Origin of the sequence: Photobacterium sp. BZF1, assembly GCF_014349205.1 — a bacterium.
In the GTDB taxonomy this organism is placed as follows: domain Bacteria; phylum Pseudomonadota; class Gammaproteobacteria; order Enterobacterales; family Vibrionaceae; genus Photobacterium.
This window is the reverse complement of the sequence record NZ_JACSOF010000138.1, coordinates 1-17529: the sequence shown is the minus strand read 5'-3', so window position 1 is coordinate 17529 and position 17529 is coordinate 1. Positions and strand designations below refer to the sequence as shown.

The 17529-nt window shown below is 52.7% G+C and carries 13 protein-coding genes; 6 read left to right on the top strand and 7 right to left on the bottom strand.

What is annotated here, in order from left to right; all coding sequences use genetic code 11:
• Window positions 1-264 precede the first annotated feature (264 nt).
• Window positions 265-882, bottom strand: a complete 618-nt coding sequence (locus BIZ37_RS23750; RefSeq protein ID WP_107300290.1) for a cytochrome c — start codon at window positions 880-882, stop codon at window positions 265-267.
• A gap of 158 nt (window positions 883-1040) precedes the next feature.
• Here BIZ37_RS23750 and yihA point away from each other — a divergent pair, with 158 nt between their 5' ends.
• A complete protein-coding gene (yihA, locus tag BIZ37_RS23745) occupies window positions 1041-1697 on the top strand; it encodes a ribosome biogenesis GTP-binding protein YihA/YsxC (protein WP_107300291.1) in 657 nt (218 codons plus the stop codon).
• 978 nt (window positions 1698-2675) lie between these two features.
• On the opposite strand, the gene polA is transcribed toward yihA, so the two are convergent.
• Complete coding sequence (gene polA / locus BIZ37_RS23740) at window positions 2676-5447, bottom strand: DNA polymerase I (RefSeq protein WP_187463612.1); 2772 nt, start codon at window positions 5445-5447, stop codon at window positions 2676-2678.
• Window positions 5448-5771: 324 nt separating this feature from the next.
• On the opposite strand from polA, the gene elbB reads away from it, so the two are divergent.
• Window positions 5772-6422, top strand: a complete 651-nt coding sequence (gene elbB / locus BIZ37_RS23735; protein WP_187463611.1) for an isoprenoid biosynthesis glyoxalase ElbB — start codon at window positions 5772-5774, stop codon at window positions 6420-6422.
• Window positions 6423-6662: 240 nt separating this feature from the next.
• On the opposite strand, the gene BIZ37_RS23730 is transcribed toward elbB, so the two are convergent.
• The 4 genes from BIZ37_RS23730 to recQ form a co-directional block, all read right to left on the bottom strand.
• A complete protein-coding gene (locus BIZ37_RS23730) occupies window positions 6663-7109 on the bottom strand; it encodes a GNAT family N-acetyltransferase (protein ID WP_187463610.1) in 447 nt (148 codons plus the stop codon).
• Window positions 7110-7231: 122 nt separating this feature from the next.
• Window positions 7232-7927: a 7-cyano-7-deazaguanine/7-aminomethyl-7-deazaguanine transporter gene (locus BIZ37_RS23725; protein WP_187463609.1), complete on the bottom strand. Its 696-nt coding sequence runs from the start codon at window positions 7925-7927 to the stop codon at window positions 7232-7234.
• Between the two features lie 118 nt (window positions 7928-8045).
• Window positions 8046-8351, bottom strand: a complete 306-nt coding sequence (locus tag BIZ37_RS23720; RefSeq protein ID WP_187463608.1) for a DUF3630 family protein — start codon at window positions 8349-8351, stop codon at window positions 8046-8048.
• A 293-nt stretch (window positions 8352-8644) separates the two neighbouring features.
• A complete protein-coding gene (recQ, locus tag BIZ37_RS23715; RefSeq protein ID WP_187463607.1) occupies window positions 8645-10498 on the bottom strand; it encodes an ATP-dependent DNA helicase RecQ in 1854 nt (617 codons plus the stop codon).
• A gap of 244 nt (window positions 10499-10742) precedes the next feature.
• Here recQ and rarD point away from each other — a divergent pair, with 244 nt between their 5' ends.
• The 4 genes from rarD to ggt all read left to right on the top strand — a co-directional run bounded on the left by rarD (window position 10743) and on the right by ggt (window position 15238).
• On the top strand, window positions 10743-11654 hold the full coding sequence (gene rarD, locus BIZ37_RS23710) for an EamA family transporter RarD (RefSeq protein WP_187463606.1): 912 nt from the start codon (window positions 10743-10745) through the stop codon (window positions 11652-11654).
• 119 nt (window positions 11655-11773) lie between these two features.
• A complete protein-coding gene (locus BIZ37_RS23705; RefSeq protein WP_187463605.1) occupies window positions 11774-12568 on the top strand; it encodes an AraC family transcriptional regulator in 795 nt (264 codons plus the stop codon).
• 126 nt (window positions 12569-12694) lie between these two features.
• On the top strand, window positions 12695-13354 hold the full coding sequence (locus tag BIZ37_RS23700; protein ID WP_187463613.1) for a LysE family translocator: 660 nt from the start codon (window positions 12695-12697) through the stop codon (window positions 13352-13354).
• Between the two features lie 117 nt (window positions 13355-13471).
• A complete protein-coding gene (ggt, locus tag BIZ37_RS23695) occupies window positions 13472-15238 on the top strand; it encodes a gamma-glutamyltransferase (protein ID WP_187463604.1) in 1767 nt (588 codons plus the stop codon).
• An 82-nt stretch (window positions 15239-15320) separates the two neighbouring features.
• On the opposite strand, the gene uvrD is transcribed toward ggt, so the two are convergent.
• The gene (gene uvrD / locus BIZ37_RS23690) at window positions 15321-17492 is read right to left on the bottom strand and encodes a DNA helicase II (protein ID WP_107300301.1); all 2172 of its coding nucleotides are present in this window, start codon (window positions 17490-17492) and stop codon (window positions 15321-15323) included.
• Window positions 17493-17529: the final 37 nt, after the last annotated feature.

Genomic DNA, 17529 nt, shown 5'->3' with positions numbered 1-17529 from the left:
CCCCGCCACAGAACTCTTAACTGTAACTTTATTTCAATACTCACAACACCATGTTTTATTGGAGTTTTTAGTTGATCACTATTAACAACTTCATCAACATTAACCGGTACGAATGGCCGATCTCTCACACGCCACGCAGTTATTTGCGTTTTCGGCTGCAAACGCTGTCATTTTCTTGCAGTTCTGCGGACAACAAACCAATAAAAAAGGCAGCCGAAGCTGCCCTTTTCTCACCACCGACTGGAAGCCAGGCTGAAGTAAAATTTAGTGCAAGCCGCCCACATACTGTGACAGGGCGGTAATTTCGTCATCGGTAAGCTTGGCTGCCACCGCACGCATCATGGCATTCATGTCATTAACACGTTGGCCGTCGCGGAATTTCTCCAGCTGTAGCTTGACGTATTCGGCATTCTGGCCAGAGATTTTAGGGAAACCTGACAGGCTGGTGCCATTACCGCGTGGACCGTGGCAAGCGGTACAGGCAGTCACACCACGCTCGGCATCACCGAAGCGGTATAGGGTCTGGCCGATCTCAATCGACGATTCAGGTGTGGTGTTATCAGAGATAGGCAGTGAGGCATAGTAGGCTGCAAGGTCAGCCATATCCTGCTCGGTCAGCGGCATGGCCATGCCACCCATGACAGGATCATTACGGCCTTGCGCACCACCAGAGCTCATCGCAAGTTTGAAATCTTTGAGCTGCTTTTCGAGGTAACCTGCATGCTGGCCGGCGATCTTAGGGTATTGCGCCATAATCCCATTACCATCTGCACCATGGCAGGCGGCACATGTTGCGGCTTTCGCCTTTCCGGCTTCTGCATCTCCCTGGGCCCAGGCTGAGCAACTGGCCAGCAGAGTCAATATCAGTGCTAATTTCTTCATGACATTCCGTTTATAATTATAGAGCTTCCAGTACCACAAGTAATGCTCAGTAACATGGTATACAATGCGACCACTAACCGAGCTCGGTTTTCGTATATTTTACACAATTTCACATAAAAGTAATCAGTCGACTACATCAAGACTTGACGGAGTTAACAGTGAATCAACCTCTCAACTATAGAAACACAGGATTTATCACAAGTGCACCGACAATCCGACACTTGCCAAACGACACAGGCGTTGAGATCGCATTTGCTGGCCGCTCCAATGCAGGTAAGTCGAGTGCCCTAAACCGCATCACCGACCAAAAAAGCCTAGCCCGTACTTCTAAAACGCCTGGCCGTACCCAATTGATCAACATGTTCGAAGTGGTACCAGGTTGTAACCTGATTGACTTGCCTGGCTATGGCTACGCCCAGGTTCCACTGGAAATGAAACTGAAATGGCAGGAATCGCTGGGTGAATACCTACAAAAGCGTGAATGCCTGCAGGGCCTAGTGGTATTGATGGATATCCGCCACCCACTTAAAGATCTGGATCAGCAGATGATCATGTGGGCGATCGAAAGCCGCCTGCCAGTACTGGTTCTACTGACCAAGGCCGACAAATTAAAGAGCGGTGCCCGCAAGCAGCAACTGATGAAAGTACGCGACAGCGTCAAGACCTTCGGTGGCGATGTGCAGGTAGAAGCCTTCTCATCACTCAAAGGGATCGGTGTTGACCAAGTCCGCCGCAAACTGGACGAATGGTTTGCCCCTGAGCTTGAGCGCCAGTTGGCGATGCTTGAAGAAGACGACATTCAAGACGAAGAATAAGCTTTCGCTAAATACACCGAAAAGCAAAACAAACATCAAAGCTCCCAACCGGGAGCTTTTTTTTGCACTTGGCAATATCAAGCAACAACCTGAGCTATGCACCACAATAAAAATACCCCACCAGCAAGGCGGGGCAATGGGAGAGAAATAGGAGGTTTTTATATTTGTTTCGAAAGCATCAGTGATTTCCCCCACCAACGCAAGTTTTTTATCCCATAAGTGTGTTTTGGGCAACATCCGGACTCAGATCCTGCCTTGGTTTCCAGCGGTAAATATCCAGTTTTAGGCGGTTGGTGCACTTTACCGGGGAAAGTTGTTTTTTATTAAAAATAAAGATGGCAGCAAGCCGATGAAGACATCCCAAAATGGAATTAAATTACAGTTTGATGACAGGCTGGATAAAAAAAAGCCACCCCAAATCCAGGATGGCGATTTCATGTATTTGTTGGCTAGCCGGTTTGAAACCCACTACCGAAAACAAATATGAACAAGAAGCAAACAAGAGTATAGCCATCTGAACGACAAAATTAAAGTAATTACTCTAAAAACAAGTGAAGAAATAATCAGCAACAAGAGTAAAGTCTGGCAACAAAAGCTTCCAGTACAAGTATTCGGTAACTAAATAGATGAGTTGGCAACCAATCAGCGCCAATATGATCAAAATATAAACGGGAAGTTTGGGGGAATGAATTTTTCTTTGGCGCAATAAAAAACGCCCTGGTCAAATGACCAGGGCGGCTGAATCAGCCAAATCCAATAACGTGAAACAAAAGGTCTGAAAGATAGAACATCTTACCTCTGTACCCTACGCCTCTAACTGTATATCAATTGCTCAGTCTTGAAAAGACTTTTTGTAATTTTTTTTCAAGATCTCGTAAGTAGTTTCTAAACTTCGTAAGTCGCTGAGCGAATAATTTCAGCAAAAAAATAGCCAGCAAGGCTGGCTAATTTCTTACGTTTAGGAACATTCGAGCTGAATTAGTGCGCCTGATCCCAATTATCACCGGTACCGGCATCGGCAATGAGCGGAACAGCCAGTTCAGCCGCAGATTCCATCAAACGGCGAACCTCGGCAGAAACGTTGTCGACCTCCGACTCCTGTACCTCAAATACAAGTTCGTCATGAACTTGCATTAGAAGGCGAACTCGACCTTCAGGTTGCTGACCGACCCATTCATCCACCAACACCATGGCACGTTTAATAATATCGGCAGCGGTACCCTGCATCGGGGCATTGATCGCCGCACGCTCAGCTGCCTTGCGGCGCATGCCGTTACGTGACTTGATATCAGGCAGGTGCAAACGACGGCCAAACAGTGTTTCTACATATCCTTGCTCGCTGGCCTGGTTGCGGGTGCTTTCCATGTATTCCAGTACGCCTGGGTAGCGTTCGAAGTACACATTCATGTAATCCTGCGCTTCGTTACGGCCCATATCCAACTGCTTGGCCAAGCCAAATGCACTCATGCCGTAGATCAGGCCGAAGTTGATTGCCTTGGCACGGCGACGCTGCTCGCTGGTCACCGACTCAAGCGGGATCCCCAAGATTTCAGCTGCGGTTGCGGCGTGAATATCTTTACCGTGGTTGAAGGCATCTAGCAGGGCCTGATCACCGGATAGGTGCGCCATAATACGCAGCTCAATCTGTGAATAGTCGACCGCCAATACCTTATAACCCGTCGGTGCAATGAAAGCTTGGCGGATACGGCGTCCTTCATCATTACGAACCGGGATGTTCTGCAGGTTAGGGTCACTTGAAGACAAACGCCCCGTCGCAGTCACAGCCTGGTGGTATGAGGTATGAACACGGCCTGTTGCCGGGTTCACCATCTTCGGCAGCTTGTCGGTATAGGTTGATTTCAGTTTCGCCAGGCTGCGGTATTCCAGGATCAACTTCGGCAGCGGGTAATCCAATGCCAGCTCCTGCAGCACCTCTTCATTGGTCGAAGGGGTACCTGATGGGGTTTTCTTCAGAACCGGCAGGCCCATTTTCTCAAACAAAATAGCCTGGAGCTGTTTTGGCGAGCTCAGGTTGAATTCATCACCCGCAATCTCGAAAGCTTGCTTTTCCAGCTCATCAAGGCGGGCAGCAATCTCGGTTGACTGCGCGCCAAGCAGCATGCTGTCAATCAATACCCCGGTACGCTCCATGCGTGACAAGACCGGTACCAGTGGCATCTCGATATCGTCAAATACTGATTTGAGCTTGTCATCGGCATTTACTTTCTCAAGCAACACATTATGCAGGCGCAGGGTAATATCTGCATCTTCGGCGGCATAAGGACCAGCCTGTTCCAGATCGATCTGGTTGAAGGTCAGCTGCTTTTTTCCCTTGCCGGCAATATCTTCAAAGCTGATGGTCTTGTGCTCGAGGTAACGCAGCGACAGGCTATCCATATCATGGCGGCCTACCACGCTATTGAACACGTAAGACTCTAGCATGGTGTCAAAGCGGATCCCCTGCATCTCGATACCATAGCGGGCAAGAATACTGGCATCGAACTTAAGGTTCTGGCCTACTTTGTCCTTGCTCGGGTCTTCCAGCAGCGGCTTGAGTTGGGCCAGTACCCAATCGCGGTCAAGCTGGGCCGGGGCATCGAGATAATCATGGGCAACCGGCACGTAGGCTGCTTTACCTTCTTCCACGGCAAATGACACACCAACCAGGTTAGCTGTCATATAATCCAAGCCATCGGTCTCGGTATCGAACGCGACGACCTCTGCCGTGCTCAGTTTTTCCAGCCACTGGTTGAATGCCGCTTCGTCCAGCACGGTTTCATAGCCACTGCGGTCAATCACAGGGGCAACCGGCTTTGCCTCAGCAGCGGGCGCTGCCGATTTTTCATCGGCTACAATACGGCCGTCACTGCCATCAAGCATTTCAGACAACCAGCGACGGAACTGCAGCTGGCCAAACAGCTTGGTTAGCTCATCGGTGTCCGGCGTGGTTTTCACCAACTGATCCGGCGTGACATCCAACTCGACATCCAGTTTGATTGTCGCCAACTCATAGGACAAGTATGCCGCTTCCTTGTTATCGAGCAGCTTTTTCGACATGGTTTTCGAACCACGGAAACCCAGCGGGGCAATATCATCGAGGTTGGCGTACAACGCATCTAGGCCACCAATACCTGTCAGTAGGGCCTTGGCCGTCTTTTCACCAACGCCCGGCACACCCGGGATGTTATCGACCTTGTCACCCATCAGGGCAAGGTAGTCGATGATCAGCTCTGGGCCGATACCAAACTTATCAACAACCCCAGCTGGATCCATTACCACATCGGTCATGGTGTTGATCAGGGTAATATTCTCATCAACCAGTTGGGCCATATCTTTATCACCGGTACTGATCAATACCGGCATACCCGCTTTAGATGCCTGGCTGGCCAAGGTACCGATCACATCATCGGCCTCTACCCCGGAAATCGAAATCAGCGGCAGGCCCATGGCCTTGATCACAGCATGGAGCGGCTCGATCTGAGAGCGGAGATCATCCGGCATTGGCGGACGGTTGGCCTTGTATTCCGGGTACATCTCGTCGCGGAATGTTTTGCCTTTTGCATCAAAGATGACGGCAATGTGCTCGGTGGAAAACTGGCGCAACATACTGCGCAGCATGTTCACAACACCATACACCGCTCCGGTTGGTTCACCGTCTGAATTAGTGAAGTTAGGCGCAGCGTGGTAGGCACGATAAAGATAAGATGATCCATCAATCAGAATAAGTGGATTTTCTGGGATAGTTGCCATAAAGATATTCTTATATCCGGGGGATGAAAGAGTTAGGGCACTAGGATGCCATGACTACCCCCAACTGTTAACTGCTGTTTTCCAGTTTGGGGGGCACATCTGTGGATAAGTTTGTTGGTAGTTCATTTTAAAGCGTTGATCAAATTTTAACACCACAAAAAACACAGACATAAAAACAATAAAATACAGCAACTTATATCAATATCGCTCAATAGATCCACGTTCCTGAAATGATCGTTAATTGTGGAAAAAGTTAGCAGCACATACTGAAATAAGATGAACTGAGAGTAAAAATAGACAAATCTGACGATAAAGGGAGCCATTATGAAGAAAATCGCAGTTATTTTGAGCGGCTCAGGCGTGTTTGACGGTGCCGAAATCCATGAATCCGTCCTCGCACTGCTTGCCATCGAGCAAGAAGGTGCCAGTTGGCACTGCTTTGCCCCGAATATGGATCAGCACCATGTGATCAACCACCTGACCGGTGAAGAAATGGAAGAAACAAGGAATGTATTGACTGAGGCGGCCCGGATCGCCCGCGGTCAAATCGATGATCTGGCGAGCTTGGATCCCAGCCAGTATGACGCCCTGCTGCTACCCGGCGGATTCGGTGCAGCCAAGAACCTCTCCGATTTCGCTTTCAAGGGCAGCGAATGCACTATCCACCCTGAGGTTAAGCGGGTGTGCCAGAAGTTTGCTGAGGAAGAAAAACCTGCCGGTTATTTGTGTATTGCCCCTGCTATGATCCCGCTGATCTATGGCCCGGGAGCCAAAGGCACCATAGGCAATGATCCAGATACGGCCAAGGCGTTCACCCTAATGGGGGGCGAACATATCAAGTGCCCGGTCAGTGATTACGTATTGGATCAAAAACGCCGTCTACTGACAACGCCGGCCTATATGCTAGCCGGCAGCATTTCCGAGGCGGCAGAGGGGATCAATAAATTGGTCAAGGAATTGGTGAAGATTGCCTAGCACTTTTGGTGCTAATTGCAGATAAAGAAAAAGCGGCACTACTTTCCATTATCAAGACCTGGAAGTAGTCGCCGCTCAGCAGAAGGGATTGTGTTTTCAGCCCTACACTAAAAACCCACCCTAGCTAAAGTACACTGGAAGCAATGTGAGCAATGTCGTGCCTTCAAACGAGAACTCTTTGTTACTGTTCTCGCTGAGTGCAAGTTAATAATAACCATTCTCATTTAAGATGCAAGCATTTTATTGAGAATTGTTGTCATTTAGTTGTTTGATGAAGTGCAGACGGTAGTCTTCAATGCCGTCTTTTTTCTCCAAGTGTTCTATTTGATAGCCATTTCTCAGCAATAGACGCAGCATCGCAGGGAAGCGGTTGCGGGATTTCACCCTCAGCTCCTGATAGCCTTGCGCCACCACCCATTCTTCCTGTGCCTCTAACAAAGCCTGGGCCACCCCACCCCGGCGGCCAGCCGGTGCCACACCACCCAACCAACTGTAAAAACACTCTTCCGATAGCTGATAGCCAATTTTTACCCCGACCAATTTACCGTCTTGCTCGGCCACCAATATCAGTGCCCGGTGACCACGAAGTCGTTGCTTGATTTCATCCTCAGTGGCAGGACGGGCAAACTCACTAATGGCGGCCAACACGGTTACCGCTTCTTCGATACTGGCCTCTCGGATATGCATACTTCCTCCTGTCTACCAAACGGATTAACCTTCAGAGCGATTAATCCGTTTGAAAATAATAAGGCCAGCAATGCTGGCCTTAAACTGTGCTTATTATGGTGTGAAACCCAAAGAAGGGAAAGCTATACACCTAGCGTGTTGTGCCGCTGGCTTTCCCCCTCGGGCGTGGCCGGCGACAAAGTGGTTAACTTACCAATCAGGTAATTAAGCAGTACACCGTACATCGGCACAAACAAGCCAAGGCTGATAAGTAACTTGAAGCCATAATCAACCAGGGCTATCTCCACCCAGTTCTCAGCCATGAACGCATCTGGGCTGTTATAGAACGCAATCGCGAAGAAGGCCAAGGTATCAAGCGCATTACCAAATAGTGTCGAGCAGCTCGGCGCAACCCACCATTGCTTGGTCTGGCGAAGGCGGTTGAATACCGACACATCCATGATCTGGCCTAGCAGGTAAGCCATGAAGCTGGCAATCGCTATCCGGGCAACGAACAGGTTAAATTCCCCAAGATGACCAAGCCCCTGATACTCTCCCTGATAGAACAGGACAGACAGGACATAGGAAATCAATAGGGCCGGCATCATCACCCGCAGGATAATTTTCCTTGCCATACCCGCCCCGAAAATACGGACCGTCAGGTCTGTTGCCAGAAAGATAAACGGAAAGGTAAAAGCACCCCAGGTAGTATGGAATCCCATCACGGTAAAAGGGAGCTGCACCAGGTAGTTGCTCGATGCGATAATAAGCAGGTGGAAAACCACCAGGAAAGAAAGCGCCTTGCGCTGCTGCGCGGGCGAAAATTGAGAAGTCGTCATTGTCAGACCTTTTTGTCATTGGGGGAGAGGGAACCCAAAACACCACTGCCAGCTCTCACACTGCCAGTAGCAACCGAAGGCGGGGATTATACAGCAAACCACCGCTTTGCCCAGTGTTTCACCGCTTGCCGAGCAACCCAGCAAGGAATAACAGTGTTTCCCCAGCATCACTGCCGAGCCCTTCCAGCCACATCTGGCTGCTGTAGTGCTCCCCTTTGAGCAGTAACTGGCAACCTTCAAAATCCACCAGCCACACATGCAAGTCAGCATTGGCCTCTTGCTCTAACACAGTCATGCCGAGGTGCTGCAACAAAGTCTCAGCAACCTCGGCAAAATTATCGTAGTCGAAATCAGGGCTACCGATCTCAAGCAGCCTTGCGGCACTGTCAACATGGCGGCACCAGTAAGGTGAGCTTCCAGTCATGGCGCTATATTCCTTTTAACAATGGGAGGTCGCAGAAGGTTTCCTGTAACCAATTGTTTCCTTGCGTATCAAGCAATAACCAGCCTCTAGCCAAGGGGCGAGGTTCATGGTTTTATGAGGTTGTTGCCAATCGGGGAAACTCGGTTAGCAATCGGTGAATTTAACATTCTCACCAAATACGCAAGCTGTTTTGTAGCGAACAGAGCATGCCGGGGCCAAGCCCCAGTTTGTATCTAAAACGCATTTTATACCGGACGCGGATTGTCCGGTATTTTTTTACCTGGCCTTTCTCTCTAGCCGATCCCGAAACCGACTTCTTCACCTGCGGTGAGATGATCTTCGATAAGCCCCATGAAGGCATTACCGTATTTTTCCAGCTTACGGTGCCCGACCCCGTTGACCGCCAACAGCTCTCCCGCCGAAGTCGGCAGGCGCTCTGCCATCTCCATCAGGCTGGCATCATTGAATACCACATACGGTGGCAAATCTTCCTCATCGGCAATCGCTTTGCGCAGTTTGCGTAGCTTGGCAAACAACTTCTTGTCGTATTGGCGGTTAGCCATTTTATCACTCTTGGCACTGCGGGCCGCGATATCCAACCTCGGCACGGCTAGATCGAGCGGCACTTCGCCCCGCAGGACTTCACGGGCCTTAGCCGTCAGCTGCAAGATCGAACTACGGACAATATTCTGGGTCAGGAAGCCACGGTGGATAAGCTGGCGCAGAATACTGACCCAAAACTCATGGCTGTGCTCACGGCCGATACCATAGGTGCTGAGCTTGTCGTGGCCATGCTCGCGGATCCGCTGGTTCTGCATACCGCGTAGCACTTCCACTACGTGGGTAATACCGAAGCTCTGGTTCACCCGGTATACGCAAGACAAGGCCTTCTGCGACACCTCAAGGGCATCAAAGTGCTTGGGCGGGTCAAGGCAGACATCGCAGTTGCCACAGGGTTCTTCCCGCGCCTCACCAAAATAATTGAGCAGCACCTGGCGGCGGCAAGTCTGCGCCTCGGCAAACGCCCCCATGGCATTGAGCTTATGGCTCTCCACCAATTTCTGCGGGCCTTCTTCTTTTTCATCCAAGCAGCGGCGCAGCCAAGCGAGATCCGATGGGTCGTAGAACAGGATAGCTTCTGCCGGCAGGCCGTCACGTCCTGCTCGCCCGGTTTCCTGATAGTAGGATTCGATATTGCGCGGAATATCATAATGAACCACGAAGCGCACGTTGGACTTGTTGATCCCCATGCCGAAAGCCACGGTCGCAACCACAATCTGGACATCATCACGCTGGAACGCTTCTTGGACCCAAGCCCGCTCATCGTGCTCCATCCCGGCATGATAGGCCGCTGCCCGGACCCCACCCTCATTAAGTTTTTCGCTGATCTGCTCCACCCGCTTGCGACTGTTGCAGTAGACAATGCCACACTGGCCACGCATACCGGATAGGTAGCGGGTCAACTGGGCCATTGGCTTGTATTTTTCCTGCAGGGTATAGCGGATATTTGGCCGGTCAAAGCTACCGAGATAGGTATGTTGTTCCTGAAGGGCAAGCCGGGCCACGATGTCCTGACGGGTAGTCTCATCCGCCGTGGCTGTCAGGGCAATCACCGGCACCTTAGGGAAAGCCTGTCGCAAACTACCAATCGCCGCGTATTCTGGACGGAAGTCATGGCCCCACTGTGAAATACAGTGCGCTTCATCGACCGCAATCATACTGAGGGGCAAACTGGCAAGACGCTCGGAAAAATCTCGGCTGAGCAAGCGCTCGGGAGAAACATAGACCAGTTTCAACTGATCCTGAGCCATCGCCTGAAAGGTATCCTGCATGGCTTCCCACGACATGGTAGAGTTGATACAGGCAGCGGCCACCCCGTTAGCCTTGAGTTGGTCGACCTGATCTTTCATTAGGGAAATCAACGGGGAAACCACTAAAGTCAGGCCGTCGCGCAACAAAGCCGGAATTTGATAGCACAGCGACTTACCGCCACCGGTCGGCATGATCACCAGGCAATCCTGGCCAGAGACCACCGCCTCGATAACAGACTGCTGGCCTTCGCGGAATTCCTGGTAGCCGAATACCTCCTGCAGGACCTGCTGACAGGTCATTGGGCTCTCGGTCTGGCTCGGCTGGCTTGCTGGCATAACGTTCTCATTGCGCTGGTGATCCGAAGCGGAGCACCTGAAGATGGACAAGGCTGGCTATTCTATACCATTCGGATCACTGATGGGAGTCACACCCGGTTCAAATCATTTGCTCTGCTGGCAGCTATAGTTGTAGAGGAAAAAGGCAATAGTATTGAGATCGATCACGATTTATACTGCCCGTGCATACGCAACTGAATATTTATTTCTCCCCGCCAGCTCGGCACCAACTTTTCAGGTAACCATGGAAACGCAAAATACCCAGACCCAACGCGGCGTCATCCTCGCCCTATCGGCCTACACCATGTGGGGGGTAGCACCGATCTATTTCAAATCCCTCCAGCATGTCAGTGCGATGGAGATTCTCAGCCACCGGGTGATCTGGTCGTTTGTCTTCCTTGCCCTGCTACTGGTTGTCAGCAAGGGTTGGGGGCAGGTCCGGGCCGTACTGGGGCGGCCGAAGGTCGTGATGCTACTGTTGGCCACCTCATTGCTGGTCGGGGGCAACTGGCTGATCTTCATTTGGGCAGTGAACAACAACTATATGCTCGATGCCAGCCTCGGCTACTACATCAACCCACTGCTCAATGTCTTGCTTGGGATGATGTTCCTCGGTGAGCGCCTGCGCCCACTGCAATGGGTCGCTGTTGCCCTGGCAGCCACAGGTGTTGCTGTCCAGCTGATCCAATTCGGCTCACTGCCTTGGATTGCCCTGGCACTTGCTGCCAGCTTCGGCCTTTATGGCCTGCTTCGCAAGAAGGTCAACCTCGATGCGGCAACCGGATTGTTCATGGAAACCAGTCTGCTGCTGCCTCTGGCACTCGGCTACGTATTTATCTTTGCCAATAGCGCAACCTCTGATTGGTCAGCTAACCCGATGAGTACCAATTTATTGCTGATGGCAGCAGGTATTGTCACCACCCTGCCGCTGCTGTGCTTTACCGGTGCCGCGACCAAGCTCAAGCTCTCGACCCTGGGCTTTTTCCAGTACATAGGCCCGAGCCTGATGTTCCTGCTGGCGATCACCGTTTACGGCGAAAGCTTCACCGCCGACAAAGGCTATACCTTTGCCTTTATCTGGGCAGCACTGATCGTGTTCAGCTTCGAAGGTCTGCGTAACCACCGCAGCAACAAAAAACAAGCGGCCGTCAGCTAGGTTTTCACCAAACTATAATGCGGTGCTGCATAGTGGCATGTAGCACCGTTGATTTTTTACAAGCGCCACCGCAATGGCTATGGTGTACTTACAACGAATCGCAAAGGGGGGAGCGAATTATGAATAAAATCAGCCATCGCAAAAGCCCCATTGATGACATCAACCTAATCGATGCCCATTACCAAAGTTTTGCGTTCAAACGCCATTATCACCTCGATTACCATGTCGGACTGATCACCCAGGGCCAGCAGCAATATTTCTACAACGGCAGCAAACACATCGCCGGCGCTGGGCAACTGGTGATCATGCCACCGGACGAAATCCATGACGGCCAACCCAACGAGCAAACCGGATACCAGGTCAAGGTCTTCAGCATCACTCCCGACTGGCTAAGCCAGCAGGCCGACGACGTCTCGGGCAAGGGCCATTACAGTTTCCCGCAAAATAAAATCGCGGATCACACCCTGTTCCAGCAGCTGACCCTATTGCACCAGCAGTTGGACAACCCGCTGGTGTCACAACTGGCCAAAGACAGCTTGCCGATCGAGTCCTTTTCCTATTTGTTGACCCACTACGGTCAGGTTCGCGAAGCCAATGTCACAGCCTTGGGTTCAAAAGACTTAGCCCAGTTGCGCGACTATGTGATGGCCCACTTGGATCAGAAAATCAGCCTCGAACAGCTATCCAGCCTGTGCGATCTCAGCCCGTCACAACTGCTACGCCAATTCAAGAAAGCCACCGGTATGACCCCTTACGCCTGGCTGGCGCGGCTTAGGTTGGAGCATGCCATGTCACTACTGAAAGCTGGCTACACCAGTACCGAGGTTGCATACCACGTTGGCTTTTACGATCAGGCCCACTTCGCCCATGCCTTCAAGCAAACGTTCGGCGTCGCCCCTTCGCACATCAAATAACAGGCCTTCAATACACGGCATCGCCATCACTGTCATTTTTTTACAAGCGCCAATCCTACCGTTAAGGCATCCTGCGCCTTGCTGGGCATTGTGCCCTGATGTTTGAAGGATACCGTACACACTATGATCAACGAAGTAACCACCCTAGCTACCCTAGTCACCGTTCATATCGTCGCCTTGATGAGTCCGGGGCCCGACTTCGCCTTGGTGGTACAGAATGCCGGCCGCTACGGCCGCCAAACCGGTATCATGATCGCCCTCGGCCTCTCGTTGGGGATCCTGCTGCATTCGATTCTCAGCCTAACCGGGGCCAGCTTGCTGATCCACCAGCACCCGATGCTGTTTGCCCTATTGCAAGCCGCTGGCGGCAGTTACCTGCTTTGGCTTGGGCTCGGCGCTTTGAAAGGTACATGGCAACATTGGCAGCAACGTCACCTGGCCGAGGCAGACCAGCCAAGCAAGCCTGCACAGCGGGTCCTTGCTAACCGCAAGCAAGCGCTAGCCAAAGGCTTTACCACCAATATCCTCAACCCCAAGGCACTGGTCTTTTTCATCAGCCTACTGTCGACACTGGTGCCAGCCAGCATGTCCCTCGGTGGCAAGGCGACGGCCATCGGCCTACTGTGGGTCACATCGTTCTTGTGGTTCGCCCTCTTGGCCTGGTTACTGACCGGGGCACGCCTACAACAGAAACTCAAGCAATGGACACCCTGGATTGATGCCACCTGCGGTGCCCTGTTCACCGTGATCGGCAGCCTGATTTGGGTCAGCATCCTTTCTGCTTAACCATCGGTGCTGCCTGCTACGCAGGTTGACCCGCAGCACAAAAAACGACCAACTGTTAGACATTACCCCCTCTCCTTACTTAGGCTAACTACAGCCTAAGTAAGGAGTAAATGAACCATGGAATGGAACCAACACCGGATTGCCTTGTTGTCAGCTTGCTTGCTGACCCTGCCTGTTACCTCCCTTGCCAAAGATAACCAGCAAAGCGCTGACCAGCTTGCCCCGGAAGCGGCAACCGGCCTGACCGAGCAGCAAGCCGTGACCGGCAAGGACTGGATGGTTGCCTCTGCCAACCCTTATGCCAGCGAAGCCGGTGCCGAAATCCTGCGCCAGGGCGGCAATGCCATTGATGCCATGGTGGCTACCCAGTTGGTACTGGGCCTGACTGAGCCGCAATCCTCAGGCATTGGTGGCGGCGCATTCATGGTCTATTGGGATCAGAAAAAGAAAGCCCTGACCACCTTCGACGGCCGCGAAACTGCTCCGTTTGCCGTGACCCCGCTGCTGTTCCAGGATGAAAAAGGCCAACCGCTCAAGTTCTTTGATGCCGTGGTTGGTGGCCGCTCAGTCGGTACCCCAGGGACCGTCAGGTTGATGTGGTATACCCACCAGCGCCACGGCAAACTGGACTGGAAGAAGTTGTTCGAACCCGCAATTACCCTCGCCAAAGAGGGCTTTGTCGTCAGCCCGAGGCTGGCCGCGTTAGTGGAAAAGGACAAAGCCCACCTGCAGCGATTCGAAGCCACCAAGGCCTATTTCTTCAATGAAGACGGCACGCCTATCCAAGCTGGGCAAACCCTGAAAAACCCAGAGTATGCCGATACCTTGCGGCAAATTGCCGAGCGCGGTGCCAGCGCCTTCTACACCGGTGAGATTGCCAAGGACATCGTCAAGGCGGTACGCACCGCCCCCGGCAACCCGGGCGTACTCAGCACTATGGATTTGGCAACCTACCAGGTCAAAGAACGCCCTGCGGTCTGTGCCCCTTACCGCCAATATGAGGTTTGCGGGATGGGACCACCGAGCTCCGGAGCCCTGACCCTGGGGCAAATCATGGGCATGCTCAGCCACTATCCGCTTGGCGATTTGGGGCCAGATAACCTCACTAGCTGGCGCTTGCTAGGCGATGCCTCACGCCTCGCCTTTGCCGATCGTGGCAGGTACATGGCCGATAGCGATTATGTACCGATGCCGACCAAAGGATTGCTTGCCGACGACTACCTCCAGCAACGGGCCGCCTTGCTCAACAGCGACCAAGCCCTGGCCAAGGCCAAAGCCGGTAACCCACCATGGGATCACGCCATGCGCTATGCCATGGACGAATCACTCGAACTGCCTTCAACCAGCCACTTTTCGATTGTCGACAAGGGCCGCAACGTGATTTCGATGACCACCACCATAGAGAACGGCTTCGGCTCACGGGTGATGGTACGCGGCTTCCTGCTCAACAATGAGCTGACCGACTTTTCCTTCCGCAGCCATGATAATGGCAGCCCGATAGCCAACCGGGTCGAGCCGGGTAAGCGACCGCGCTCCTCGATGGCACCGACCATCGTGATGCAAAAAGGCAAGCCGTACCTTGCCATCGGCTCACCGGGTGGCAGCCAAATCATTGGTTATGTTGCCAAAACCCTGGTAGCCCACCTCGACTGGGGAATGGATCTGCAACAGGCTATCAACCTGCCGAACATGAACAACCGCTTCGGCCCGTTTGAACTCGAAGCCAATACCGAGGCCGAGCAATGGGCACCGAAATTGGAAACCCTTGGCTTCAAGGTGCAGGTCAAAGAACTCAACTCGGGTGTCCAGGCCATCAAGCTTAGCGACAAAACCCTAACCGGGGCTGCCGACCCACGCCGCGAAGGCAAGGTCATCGCGAAATAAGGACACACGCCCTTCACCCATAAAAAAACCGTGGCTCCTGCCACGGTTTTTATTTCAGTATCAACAATGTGCCAGCCAGTTATTACATCGGCTCCAGCTTGGCATACTGGGTGACCAGCCATTTGATCCCCTCGCCGTTGAAGGCGACCTGAACCCGGCTCTGGGCTCCGCTACCCTCGAAGTTGATAATGGTACCTTCTCCGAATTTCGGGTGCTGGACCCGTTGGCCAAGGCTATAACCGGTCTGGTTGAAGTTATCGTTAACCTGGCTCTGGCTGAAGCGACCGCTGCTGGCCGGGCGGGAGACCTTGGCCTTCATCCGCACTTCTTCAATGAACTCTTCCGGGATCTCGCGGATAAAGCGTGACGGTTTATGGAAGTTATCTTTGCCGTAGAGGCGGCGCATTTCCGCATAGGAGATATAGAGCTTCTGCATCGCACGGGTCATACCCACGTAGCACAGGCGACGCTCCTCCTCCAAACGGCCGACTTCCTCAGTGGTGCGCGAACTCGGGAACATGCCTTCCTCGACACCGACCATAAACACCACCGGGAACTCCAAACCCTTGGCACTGTGCATGGTCATCAGCTGGACCGCATCTTCGAAATCATCGGCCTGGCCTTCACCGGCCTCTAGCGCGGCATGGGACAAGAACGCCGACAACGGGCTCATTTCCTCGGCTTCTTCCGGGATCTCGAACTGGCGGGTTGCTGTTACCAACTCCTCCAAGTTTTCAATACGGGCCTGGGCTTTCTCGCCTTTCTCCTGCTCATACATGGCGCGCAAGCCGGAGTTGCGGATCACTTCATCGGTTTGCTGGTACAGCGGCAGCTCACGGGTGTCGTCTTCAAGTGCATTGACCAACTCGATGAAGCGGCGCAGTGAGTTGGCGGCACGGCCAGCCAGCACCTGCTCTTCCAGCAAGGCAATACTGGCTTGCCACATCGTCGCACCGCGGTCACGGGCCGCCATGCGGATAGTTTCAAGGGTGCGATCACCCAAGCCACGAGTCGGGGTATTCACTACGCGTTCGAAAGAAGCGTCATCATTACGGTTAGCAATCAGGCGCAGGTAGGACAGGGCATCCTTGATTTCCTGGCGCTCGAAGAAGCGCATGCCGCCGTAAATGCGGTATGGCATCCCGGCCTGGATCAAGGCCTCTTCCAATACCCGCGACTGGGCATTGCTACGGTAAAGCAGGGCAGCTTCGCTCAGCGCACCGCCCTGATCACGTAGCTCTTTGATTTTGCCAACCACAAAACGGGCTTCATCCAATTCATTGAAGGCCGAGTAAATCGAGATCAACTCACCTTCAGCACCATCGGTCCATAGGTTTTTGCCCATTCGCTCATTGTTGTTGGCGATCAGGCCGTTGGCCGCTTTTAGGATATTGCCGGTCGAGCGGTAGTTCTGCTCAAGGAAGATAGAACTCGCCCCCTTGAAGTCATTCAAGAAACGCTGGATGTTCTCCACCTTGGCACCACGCCAGCCGTAGATAGACTGGTCATCATCACCCACAATCATCACGTTGCAGTCCGGGCCGGCCATCAAGCGCAGCCAGGCAAACTGGATGTTGTTGGTATCCTGGAACTCATCCACCAAAATGTGCTTGAAACGCGCTTGGTAGTGCTCGCGGATATGCTTGCTGCGCTGCAGCAGCTCGAACGCACGCAGCAACAGCTCGGCAAAATCGACCAAGCCGGCACGGTCACAGGCTTCCTGATAGGCGGTGTAGAGGCGTAACCAGGTCTGCTCGACCGGATCATTGAAGGTATCAATGTGCTGTGGTCGTAGCCCCTCGTCTTTTTTCTCGTTGATGTACCAGGCCGCCTGGCGCGCAGGCCACTGCTTCTCGTCCAAGTTCTGGGCTTTGATCAAGCGACGCAGCAAACGCATCTGGTCTTCGGAATCCAAGATATTGAAGTCTTCCGGTAGGCCGGCATCAAGATAATGGGCACGCAGCATACGGTGACAAAGGCCGTGAAAAGTACCATTCCACATCCCGGCCGACGAGCCATGCATCAACTCATTAATTCGGCCACGCATTTCGGCAGCAGCCTTGTTGGTAAACGTCACCGACATGATGGAGTAAGGCGAAGCCTGCTCTATCGTCATCAACCAAGCAATGCGATGGACCAAGACCCGGGTCTTGCCACTACCGGCGCCGGCCAAAACCAGGTGGTTACCTAACGGTGCTGCCACCGCCTCGCGTTGTTTGTCATTCAGGCCATCTAACAGAAGTGAAACGTCCATCGCTCTCTACTGGTTATTTATACAATGGTGATGATTA

Coding starts and splice junctions, on each gene's coding strand:
- BIZ37_RS23750 (WP_107300290.1), bottom strand. CDS start 882: ATGAAGAAATTAGCACTGATATTGACTCTGCTGGCCAGTTGCTCAGCC.
- polA (WP_187463612.1), bottom strand. CDS start 5,447: ATGGCAACTATCCCAGAAAATCCACTTATTCTGATTGATGGATCATCT.
- elbB (WP_187463611.1), top strand. CDS start 5,772: ATGAAGAAAATCGCAGTTATTTTGAGCGGCTCAGGCGTGTTTGACGGT.
- BIZ37_RS23730 (WP_187463610.1), bottom strand. CDS start 7,109: ATGCATATCCGAGAGGCCAGTATCGAAGAAGCGGTAACCGTGTTGGCC.
- BIZ37_RS23725 (WP_187463609.1), bottom strand. CDS start 7,927: ATGACGACTTCTCAATTTTCGCCCGCGCAGCAGCGCAAGGCGCTTTCT.
- BIZ37_RS23720 (WP_187463608.1), bottom strand. CDS start 8,351: ATGACTGGAAGCTCACCTTACTGGTGCCGCCATGTTGACAGTGCCGCA.
- recQ (WP_187463607.1), bottom strand. CDS start 10,498: ATGCCAGCAAGCCAGCCGAGCCAGACCGAGAGCCCAATGACCTGTCAG.
- rarD (WP_187463606.1), top strand. CDS start 10,743: ATGGAAACGCAAAATACCCAGACCCAACGCGGCGTCATCCTCGCCCTA.
- BIZ37_RS23705 (WP_187463605.1), top strand. CDS start 11,774: ATGAATAAAATCAGCCATCGCAAAAGCCCCATTGATGACATCAACCTA.
- ggt (WP_187463604.1), top strand. CDS start 13,472: ATGGAATGGAACCAACACCGGATTGCCTTGTTGTCAGCTTGCTTGCTG.
- uvrD (WP_107300301.1), bottom strand. CDS start 17,492: ATGGACGTTTCACTTCTGTTAGATGGCCTGAATGACAAACAACGCGAG.